Source organism: Nonomuraea sp. NPDC003754, from assembly GCF_053605785.1.
Genome location: NZ_JBSGJX010000036.1, coordinates 93,566 through 103,145, shown reverse-complemented (window position 1 = coordinate 103,145; position 9,580 = coordinate 93,566). Strand labels below are relative to the sequence as shown.

8 protein-coding genes are annotated in these 9,580 nt (G+C 73.6%); 2 read left to right on the top strand and 6 right to left on the bottom strand.

Annotated elements, in window-relative coordinates; genetic code table 11:
• Positions 1–134 precede the first annotated feature (134 nt).
• Positions 135–1,217: a C45 family autoproteolytic acyltransferase/hydolase gene (locus ACWEVS_RS34580; RefSeq protein ID WP_452554871.1), complete on the bottom strand. Its 1,083-nt coding sequence runs from the start codon at positions 1,215–1,217 to the stop codon at positions 135–137.
• Positions 1,218–1,403: 186 nt separating this feature from the next.
• Positions 1,404–2,324: a hypothetical protein gene (locus tag ACWEVS_RS34575; protein WP_452554869.1), complete on the bottom strand. Its 921-nt coding sequence runs from the start codon at positions 2,322–2,324 to the stop codon at positions 1,404–1,406.
• A 176-nt stretch (positions 2,325–2,500) separates the two neighbouring features.
• On the opposite strand from ACWEVS_RS34575, the gene ACWEVS_RS34570 reads away from it, so the two are divergent.
• Complete coding sequence (locus tag ACWEVS_RS34570; RefSeq protein ID WP_452417422.1) at positions 2,501–3,595, top strand: WD40/YVTN/BNR-like repeat-containing protein; 1,095 nt, start codon at positions 2,501–2,503, stop codon at positions 3,593–3,595.
• Positions 3,596–3,707: 112 nt separating this feature from the next.
• Here ACWEVS_RS34570 and galE read toward each other — a convergent pair whose 3' ends face one another.
• The 4 genes from galE to ACWEVS_RS34550 all read right to left on the bottom strand — a co-directional run bounded on the left by galE (position 3,708) and on the right by ACWEVS_RS34550 (position 7,912).
• Positions 3,708–4,685 carry a UDP-glucose 4-epimerase GalE gene (gene galE, locus ACWEVS_RS34565; protein ID WP_449925169.1) on the bottom strand — a complete coding sequence of 326 codons (978 nt, stop codon included), beginning with the start codon at positions 4,683–4,685 and terminating at the stop codon, positions 3,708–3,710.
• Positions 4,682–5,404: an FAD-dependent thymidylate synthase gene (gene thyX / locus ACWEVS_RS34560; RefSeq protein WP_452417418.1), complete on the bottom strand. Its 723-nt coding sequence runs from the start codon at positions 5,402–5,404 to the stop codon at positions 4,682–4,684. Before thyX ends, galE begins: the two co-directional genes overlap by 4 nt.
• 94 nt (positions 5,405–5,498) lie before the next feature.
• Positions 5,499–6,479 (bottom strand): asparaginase, encoded by a 981-nt coding sequence (locus ACWEVS_RS34555; protein WP_452554867.1) that lies wholly within the window; start codon positions 6,477–6,479, stop codon positions 5,499–5,501.
• Positions 6,476–7,912, bottom strand: coding sequence for a purine-cytosine permease family protein (locus tag ACWEVS_RS34550; RefSeq protein ID WP_452554865.1), 1,437 nt, complete (start codon positions 7,910–7,912; stop codon positions 6,476–6,478). Before ACWEVS_RS34550 ends, ACWEVS_RS34555 begins: the two co-directional genes overlap by 4 nt.
• Before the next feature lie 103 nt (positions 7,913–8,015).
• Between ACWEVS_RS34550 and ACWEVS_RS34545 the strand changes: the two genes are divergently transcribed.
• Positions 8,016–9,575 (top strand): PucR family transcriptional regulator, encoded by a 1,560-nt coding sequence (locus ACWEVS_RS34545; protein ID WP_452554863.1) that lies wholly within the window; start codon positions 8,016–8,018, stop codon positions 9,573–9,575.
• Positions 9,576–9,580 lie beyond the last annotated feature (5 nt).

The following is a 9,580-nucleotide window of genomic DNA, read 5'->3' as shown; positions in this document are numbered from 1 at the left end:
CAGCACGTCAGGGCGGGGCCGCCGGGGCAGCACGTCAGGGCGGGGCCGCCGGGGCAGCACGTCAGGGCGGGGCCGCCGGGGCGGCACGTCAGGGCGGGGCCGCCGGGTGGCGGTCCTGGCGGCGCGGCGCGGTGTCAGAGCGGGGTCGCGGTGAGTGCCGTCCACGCCGGTGGCCGTGCCGTGCACGGGCCGCCGTCGTGCACCAGGATCCGCCGGTCCGCCGGTTCGATCGCCACCGTGGCCAGCGTCGCCCACCGGGTGCCGAGCGCGCCCCCGGCCGGCGCGTGGCAGCACACCTCCGCGCCGTCGCCGGGATGGGCGGTGAGCAGGGTGGCCAGGTCACCGGGGCCGTCCAGGCCGGGACGGCCCCGCACCCGGGCGCCGAGCAGGCGCAGCCGGTCGTGGGTGTCCGGGTCCAGCCGCCCGCGCAACTCCCCCGCGGCGAGCGCGGGATCCAGGAAGTGGTTGGTGCGCACCAGCCAGCCGTCGCCGTCCGGCTCGACCACCCTGGCGCCGGCCGGGCTCAGCTCGACGGAGGCCGCACGGCCGGCGGTCACGACGGTCATCACGGTGGAGGCGGAGACCGGGGCGTCGCGCAGCATGGCGACCGCCTCCTCGAACGAGCCGGCGCCGCCGAGCACCCGGCGGGCGGCCAGGTGGACGGGCACGCCGCCCGCCCCGTCGTCGGTGTGGCCGAGGATGTTGAACAGCAGCCCCACGCCGGCCTCGTTGACGCCGATCTTCGCCAGGATGCCGTGCTCGGTGATCCCGGCGAACGCCCACGTGTCGCCGCGCACCCACTGGATGTGCCACATGGCGGCCAGTTCCTCGTGCCAGTCCCAGCACTGGCCGCCGGCCGTCCGGGAGGCGGCGTGGACCACCGTGGAACACTCTCCCGCGCGCGGCCCGCCCGCCGCGGCGAGGATCTCGGTGCGCGCGTTGAGCGCGGCGACGGTCCAGAGCGGCACGCCCGCGCCCTCGGCCACGCCCTCCATCTCCTCGACGAGCTCCGGCGCCCAGGCGCGGGTCGCGGCGACCGTCCCCAGGGCGAGCGCGGGGACGTCGAGCGGCACGCCGCCGGCCGCGGCGGTGGCCGCGAAGAGCTCCTCGTAGGCGCGCCACGCCCGCGCGATCTCGTCGCGGGTGCGGCGGCCCCGGTCGTGGCCGCGCTGCCGGGGACGGGTTCCCGTCACCTGGATCTCCATGCGCCTGCTCAAAGCCCGCACCTCCGTACCGATCGCGACCTGGCGCCGCGTCAGGAAAGCGTAGACCGCCCCTCCCCCGGCGGATCCGGCGGGCGGACCGCTCAGGAACCGGTCAGGGCCGGTCTGGAGCGGGCGGGCCGACCAGGCAGGCGCGGGCCGACCTGGCGGGCGCGGGCCGGTCAGGTGAGGGCGGGCCGGTCAGGTGAGGGCGGCGTGCAGCTGTTCGTAGGTGGGCGCCAGCTCGCGCAGTCCGGCCGCGAGCGCAGCGTCGTCGCCCGCCACGAGGGGCCGTTGCAGGCCGCCCACGATGCGCGCCTGCCGCGCGGCGACGGCGGCGCCGTCCGGCAGGTCCAGGACGCGCAGACAGTGCGCCAGGTCGTTGAGCCGGCGGGCGCCCACCCGGACGGCGAACGCCTCGAGCAGGTCCCTGACCTGCGGGTCGAGCCCCTCCTCCACCAGCTCAGCGGCGCGTTCGGCGGCGGCGGCCTGCCCCAGCGTGCCGGGTTCGACGGCCACGTCCGACCGGCCCGCCAGCCAGGCCAGCGACACCGGCAGCGAGCGCCGCAACGCCTGCTCCGGCTCCACCCGTGCCCGCCGGACGAACCCGGACCGCATCGCGAACGGCCGCGGCAGATAGCTGACGAGCTCGCCGCGCCAGGCGGCCACGAAGTCCTGGGTCGGCAGCGTGGCGTAGGGGTATCCCTGGGGATCGTGCAGCAGCACGGAGTCGTCGTCCGCCTCCAGCACGACCACGTAGTGGTCGGCCGCGACCGCCTCGCCGGAGCCGGGCTGGTACAGCAGCAGCCCCAGCTCCAGCGGGCCCGCCAGGACCGGGCCGTGCTCGCAGCCGGCCCGCAGGCGCGCCACGGCCTCGGCGGCCGTGCCGCCGTCGCCGCGCTCGCACGTCCAACCCAGCAGTTCGATCGCGGTGTCGAGGCCCTGGTCGGGATCCCAGCCGAAGGGGTCGAACAGCGGCAGGCGGCCGCCGATCAGCTGCATGCCGTACGGCGAGCCGGTCAGGACCTCGATGACCGAGGCGGGTGGCGCCTTGGCGCCCAGGATCATGGCCAGCGAGTTGGCGTAGCAGTACGGCCCGGAGCCCACGTAGGTGATCGACATGGCCGGGAGCCTGTGGCCTGACATCGTGTGAGGGTCAACCGGGCTCTCCCCTTGCCGGGACATATCCCCCCGACCCGGGACACAGGCTCCGCACGCCCGGCCGTGCATGCGGCGCTGCCCGGAGATTGTCGGCGCCACGTGGCACGATGGCCAGCAAGCCAACATGGGAGACCATCATGAGCGACGCACTACTCGCCGTCGGCACCCGCAAGGGGCTCTTCCTCGCCCGGTCCCGCGGCGGCGGCCCCTTCGAGGTCGAACCGATCCAGTTCTCCACGGTCGGGGTCCACGCGGTCGCGATCGACACCAGGGGTGAGCGGCCGAGGCTGCTGGCCGGCATCGAGTACGGCCACTTCGGCCCTTCGGTGATGTACTCCGATGATCTCGGCGCGAGCTGGCAGGAGGCGGACAAGCCGCCCATCGCCTTCCCCGAGAGCACGGGCGCCACCCTGGAGCGGGTCTGGCAGTTGCTGCCCTCGCCGTCCGAGCCCGGCGTGGTCTGGGCGGGGGTCGAGCCAGGGGCGCTGTTCCGCTCCGAGGACGGCGGCATCACCTACTCCCTGGTCGAGGGGCTGTGGGAGCATCCGCACCGGGCACGCTGGCAGCCGGGGGGCGGCGGCCTGTGCCTGCACACCATCCTCAGCCACCCCACCGACCCGAAGATCATGGGCGTGGCGATCTCGAGCGGCGGTTTCTACCGCACGAGCGACGGCGGCCAGTCGTGGGAGGCGGCCAACCGGGGGATCAGGGCGCCGTTCCTGCCCGAGGGGCAGCAGTATCCCGAGTTCGGGCAGTGCGTGCACAAGGTGGGCTTCCACCCGGCCCGGCCCGAGCGGCTGTTCCTGCAGCACCACTTCGGCGTCTACCGCAGCGACGACTTCGGCGGGTCGTGGACCGACATCGGCTCCTCGCTGCCCTCCGACTTCGGCTTCCCCGTCGTCGTGCACCCGGGCAGGCCCGACACGCTCTACGTCCTTCCGCTGCACGCCGATCTCGACCGCACCCCGGTCGGCCACCGCTACCAGGTCTTCCGCAGCGACGACGCGGGGGCCAGCTGGCAGGCCCACGGCAAGGGCCTGCCCGAGGGCCCGGTCTACGCCTCGGTCCTGCGCGACGCCATGACGGCCGCCGCGCTCGACGGCGGCAGGGCGGGCATCTTCTTCGGCACCCGCGACGGCTCTGTCTACGCCTCGCGCGACGACGGCGACACCTGGGAGGAGGTGGCCGCCCACCTGCCCGACGTGCTGACCGTGCGGGCGGCCGTGCTGTAGCTGGGCGGGAGCCGGCGGCCGTGCTGTAGCTGCGCCGGAGCCGGCGGCCGGGCTCCAGCCGTCCGGAACCGCCTCCAGCCGTACGTGGCCGGGCCCGCCGGCTGGAGCCGTACTAGCCCAGGATCTCCTCGCGGATCCGCGCCCACTCGAGCGAGTGCGCGATGCCCTCGGCGACGGTGTGCCTGGCCTGCCAGCCGAGCAGCCGCCCGGCCAGGTCGGTACGGGTGTAGGCGCCCGCCACGTCGCCGGGGCGCGGGCCGGTCTCCACGACCTCGATGGGCCTGTCCACCACCTGGTTGAAGGCGGCGGCCAGCTCGCGCACGGTCGTGCCGGTGCCGGTGCCGAGGTTGATGACGTCGTCGGTGAAAGTGTCGAAGCGCTCGAGGGCGGCGACGTGCGCGGTGGCCAGGTCCCACACGTGGATGTAGTCGCGGATGCCGGAGCCGTCACGGGTGGGCCACGAGGTGCCGGTGATCTGGAACGGCGTGCCCTCCTCCCACGCCTCGATCATCTTGCCGAGCGCGTGGCTGGGCCGGCGCAGCTGCAGGCCGGTGCGCATCTTCGGGTCGGCCCCGATCGGGTTGAAGTAGCGCAGCGACAGGATCCTGATCGGCTGGGTGGCCGAGATGTCGGCGAACATCGCCTCGCACACGGCCTTGGTGCGGGCGTAGGGGCTCTGCGGCGCCAGCGGCGAGCTCTCGTCGACGGTGAAGTCGGCGCCCGCCGCGTAGATCGACGCGGACGAGCTGAAGATCAGCTTTTCGCAGCCGTTGCGCAGCAGGTGGGAGACGAAGTCGAGGCTCTTGGCGACGTTGGCCTGGTAGTAGCCGACCGGGTCGGCCACCGAGTCGGGCACCACGATGAGCGCCGCGCAGTGGACGACCGCCTCGATGTCGGGGTGCTCGGCGAAGACGCGGTCCACGAGGGCGGCGTCGGCGATGTCGCCCTCGTAGAAGGCGCGCCCCCGCGCGAACTCGGCGCGCCCGGTGACCAGGTTGTCGAGGATGACCGGGGTGATGCCTGCGTCGAGGCAGGCCGAGGCGACGGTGCTGCCGATGTATCCGGCCCCGCCGGAGATGAGGACCTTCACGGGGCGATCCGCCCGTTGGCCACGAACGCGGCGTGGGTGAGCGGCATCAGTTCGGCCCAGGCCGCCTCCATCTTCTCGGCGACCATCTCGATCTCCCGCTGCGGGAAAGAGGGCACCTTGGCCTGCTCGTTCTTGGTGCGCAGCGACAGGAAGTGCATGAGCGAGCGGGCGTTGCAGGTGGCGTACATCGTGGAGAACAGGCCCACGGGCAGCACGGCGCGGGCGACCTCGCGGGCGACGCCGGCCCCCAGCATCTCCTGGTAGGCGGCGTAGGACTGCCGGTAGGCGCTCTCCATGGCCTCGCTGACCAGCTTGTGCTGCTCGGGGGTGCCCTCGACGAAGACGTAGCGGCCCGGCTTGCCCTCCTGGACCAGCTTGCGCTGCTCGCCGGGCACGTAGAAGACGGGCTGCAGCTCGCGGTAGCGGCCGCTCTCCTCGTTGTAGGACCAGCCGACCCGGTGCCGCATGAACTCGCGGAAGACCAGGATCGGGGCGCTGATGAAGAAGGTCATCGAGTTGTGCTCGAACGGGCTGCCGTGGCGGTCGCGCATCAGGTAGTTGATCAGGCCCTTGGACCGCTCGGGATCCTTGTTGATCTCGTCGAGTGACTGCTCCCCCGCCGTCGACACCCTGGCCGCCCACAGCACGTCGGTGTCCGACGCGCTGTGCTTGACGAGTTCGACCGTCACGTCGTTCAGGAAACGTGGCTCGTCGCTCACTGGGTGGATCCCCCTTGCTCTCACCGTTCTGGCCGCCCGCCATCGTACGCCTCTCCTCCCGTGCCGGGCGGCACGCGTCCGGCGGGCGGCCGGATCAGGCGCCCAGGTAGGCGGCCAGGCGGGCCGCGGCCTGACGGGGGTCGCGTTCGGCCGACAGGGCGGCGGCCAGCAGGAGCCTGGCTTTGGGGGCGGTGAGCGTGCCCGCGAAGATCGCGCCGGCCCGCTCGAGCGCGACGCCGCCGCTCTCGTAGATCGGCGTGGCGGGCCCCTGCCGGCAGCGCGAGGACACCAGGACGAGCATGCCCTCGGCCAGGCAGGTCCGGATCTCGGCGAGCAGCCCGGGCGTCGCGTTGCCGGCGCCCATCGCCTCCAGGACGATGCCGCGGGCGCCCGCCTGCCGGGAGGCGGCCACGTGGACGCCGTCCGCGCCCAGGTAGGCGGGCACGATATCGACGCGGGCCTCCAGGGAGACCCGCTCGCCGGGGGTGAGCCAGGGCGAGCGGACCGGGCGCGAGGTCAGGTGGAGGCGGTCGCCGTGCACGTGGCCGACGGGCCCGGCCCCGGGAGAGGAGTAAGCGTCCGGCGCCAGCGTGTGGGACTTGGTGGCGTGGCGGGCGGCGTGCACGAGCTGCGCCATGACGATGACCGCGCCGAGCCCCGTGGCCTCGGCGGCGACGCGGACGGCGTCGGCGATGTTGCGCGGCCCGTCGCTGTCGGGCAGGCCCGCGTGCCGCTGCGCTCCGGTGAAGACCACGGTGTGGCCGGGTTCCAGCAGCAGGTCGGTCAGGTACGCCGTCTCCTCCATGGTGTCGGTGCCGTGGGTGACGACGACTCCGGCCACTTCGGGGTCGCCGGCCACGGCGCGGGCCCGCTCGGCGATCCGCAGGGACTCGGCCACCGTGAGGTCGAAGCTGTGGGCGAGCATGAGCTCCTCCACCGTGACCCGCACGCCGGCCGCGGAGACCAGATCGTGTCCCTGCACGGCCACCCGCACCGCGCCGTCGCGGCCCGGCCTGGAGGCGATCGTGCCTCCGGTGGTGATGACGTGCACGCGCGCGCCGGTCGGCCCGGTCATCGGCGCGCCGCCTCTGCCTGGATCGTGACGCGGTTCCGGACGAGCAGGTAGTAGAGCCCGCCGGCCACCAGGCCGCCCGACAGCCAGGAGAAGTCGGTGTCGTTCAGCGCCCGCGCGATGGGGCCCTGGGTGAGCGGGACCATGCCGTACTGCCAGCTCCAGGCCGCCACGAGCCCCAGCACAAGGCTGGCCAGCGCCCTCCAGTTCACCGGCCCGTAGGGCGAGGCCGCGTCGGTGTACAGCGTCTCGACGTCCATGCGGCCGCGCCGTATCACGAAGTAGTCGACCATCAGGATGCTCGCCCACGGGCTGATCCACACCAAGATGGAGACCATCCAGTGGTCGAAGGCCTGGGCGAAGTCGTCGGCCTGCACGAAGACGACCAGCACGGCGGAGGCCACGAGGCCGGCGATCAGGGTCAGCTTCCAGCGGGCGACGCGGATGCCGATCGACAGCGCCGCCAGCGAACAGGAGTACAGGTTGAGGATGTTGGTGGCGACGGGCCCGTGCATGACCAGCAGCAGGACCGGGACGGCCAGCGCGCCGAAGGTGTTGGTCACCAGGGTCGACGGGTCGCTGCCGCCGCTGCCGCTGCTCAGGTAGGCGCCGAGGCCGGCCAGCCATACCGTGGGCACGTACATGCCGAGCGCCGTCGACCAGAACACCGAGGCGCCGGAGGCGCCGGGGCGGACGAAGCGGCTGTAGTCGGCCGAGTAGGGCAGCCAGCTGATGCCCCAGCCGATGCCGATGGCGGTCAGCAGCTGGGTGACGGCGGTCAGCTTGGCGCCGGGTTCGGCGGCGGTCGCGGCCGTCCACTGCGGGTCGACCTGGACGGCGGCCAGCACCGTCATGACCGCCATGATCAGTACGGTGACCGGCACCGTGTACTTCTCGAAGGTGCGGATGGCGTAGAAGCCGTAGAGCGCCAGGCCCAGCTGCACGACCATGATGATCGCGGCGACCAGGTACTTCAGCCCGAGGCCGCCCTCGACGCCCATGCGGGCGAGGATGGCGAGCACCAGGTCGAGCACGACCCAGGTGTTGACGCCGACCCAGCCCATGGTCAGCAGCCCCTGGACGACGCCGGGCACGACCGCTCCGGCGCGGCCGAAGGCGCCGCGGCCGATCACCATCTGATTGACGCCCGTGCGGTGCCCCATCAGGTTGAACAGACCGAAGATCGCGCAGCCGGCGAGGTTGCCGATCGCGATGACGGCGATGGTCTCCAGGAGGCTGAGGCCCAGGGTCACGCCCAGCGAGCCGAGGACCCAGTTGATCGGGGCGATGTTGGCACCGGTCCAGATCCAGAACTGCTGCCAGGGGGTGGAGTCGCGGGCGGAGGGCGGAATGGGCTCGACGCCGTGGGCGTCGAAGCGGACGCCGTCGCTCTCGGCGGCCGGAGCGGCCGTGTTGGACCGTGTGGTGGATCGCATGGTGTCCTCCTTGGTGATGTGCCCCACACAAGCACGCCGATCCCGGGCACAGGGAGTGGAGGAACCTCTAGAGAACGACGTGTTGGCTGTATAGAGTTCTAGCGTGTTCACGCTCGGGACCCTGCTGCACCATGACGAGCTCGAGCTGCGCCTGCTGGTGCCGGGCCCGGCCGGCGCGCTGGAGCGGCCCCTCGCGTGGGTGCACAACACCGAACTTCCCGACCCCTCGCGCTACGTGCGCGAGGGCGAGCTGGTGATGACGAACGGCCTGTGGGCCGAGCAGGTGCCCGCGGCGCGGTTCGTGGCCAGCGTCAAGGCGGCCAGGGCGGCCGGGATCATGTTCGGGCTGCGGGCCGAGACGCCGCACACGCCCGAGGATCTCGTCGCCGCCTGCCGCGAGGCGGAGCTGCCGCTGCTGGAGATCTCCATCGCCGTCCCGTTCACGGAGGTCTCCCGGGTCGTCGCCGCGATGTCGACCGACGACCGCAAGCAGGCGCTGGTCAGCATGGTACGGCGGGGCGACGCCCTGGCCACCGCGATCTCCCGGGGCGCGGGCGCCTCCGGCGTGCTCGACGTGCTCAGGGGCGATCACGACCTGCCCCTGGCGGTGGTCGACAGGATGGGCCGCTCGCTCGCCGTGGCCGGCGCCGCGCTCGACGCCGACCAGCTGCGGGCCGTGGCCGAAGGGCTGGCCAGGCGCCCGCCCGCGCTGGAGGTCGACCTCGGGTCCGCCGGGCGGGCGGCGCTGTTCCCCGTCGGGGCGGTCGGCGACATCGACGCCGCCCTCATCTGCCTGCGCCCGCTGCGCGAGCTCGGCGCGGCCGAGCGGGAGGCCCTGGAGCAGACGGCGCGCTTCCTGAGCCTGGAGGTCGCCAAGCAGCAGGCGGTCCAGGCGATCGAGATGCGCTTCGCCAGCGAACTGCTGGAGATGGTGCTGTCAGGAGGCAGGCGGGCGGCCGAGGTGCCGGGGCGGTTGCGCGCCTTCGGCGTGGACCCCAGCGGGCCGCTGGCCGTGTGCGCGGTGGCCTTCGCCGGCGAGGAGGCCGCCACCGTCCACGGGCTGGCCGAGGTGATCGGCGAGCTGTTCGCGCTGGAGGGGGTGCCGGCCGTGGTGGCCGGCGGTACCCAGGACGTCGTCGCGGTGCTGCCCTGGCGGCAGCCGGAGGGCCGGCTGCCGGAGCTGGCCCGGCGCCTGGTGAGCGGCATCGAGCGGCGCTTCCCCCGCCTGCGGCCCGTGGTGGGGCTGAGCGGGCTGGCCCCGCACGCGGCGGAGCTGCGCCCGCGGCTGCTGCAGTCGCGTGAGGCCTGCCGGGTGCTGCGCCGCACCCGCACCGGGCCCGCGGTGCGGGGGTTCGCCGAGCTCGGCACCCACCGGCTGCTGCTCGGCCTGCTGGATGAGGAGACGCTGCGCCAGTTCTCCGACGATCTGCTCGGGCCGCTGCGGGCGCACGACGCGCGGCGCGGCGGCGAGCTGGAGCTGACCCTGCGCGCCTTCCTCGACCACGACGGGCAGTGGGCGGCCACGGCGGGAGCGTTGCACGTGCACGTCAACACGCTGCGCAACCGCCTGGCCAAGATCGTGGAACTGACCGGCAGGGACGTGGGCCGTACCGAGGACCGGGTGGACCTGTTCCTGGCGCTGGCCGCCGACGCCGTCGACTGACGACG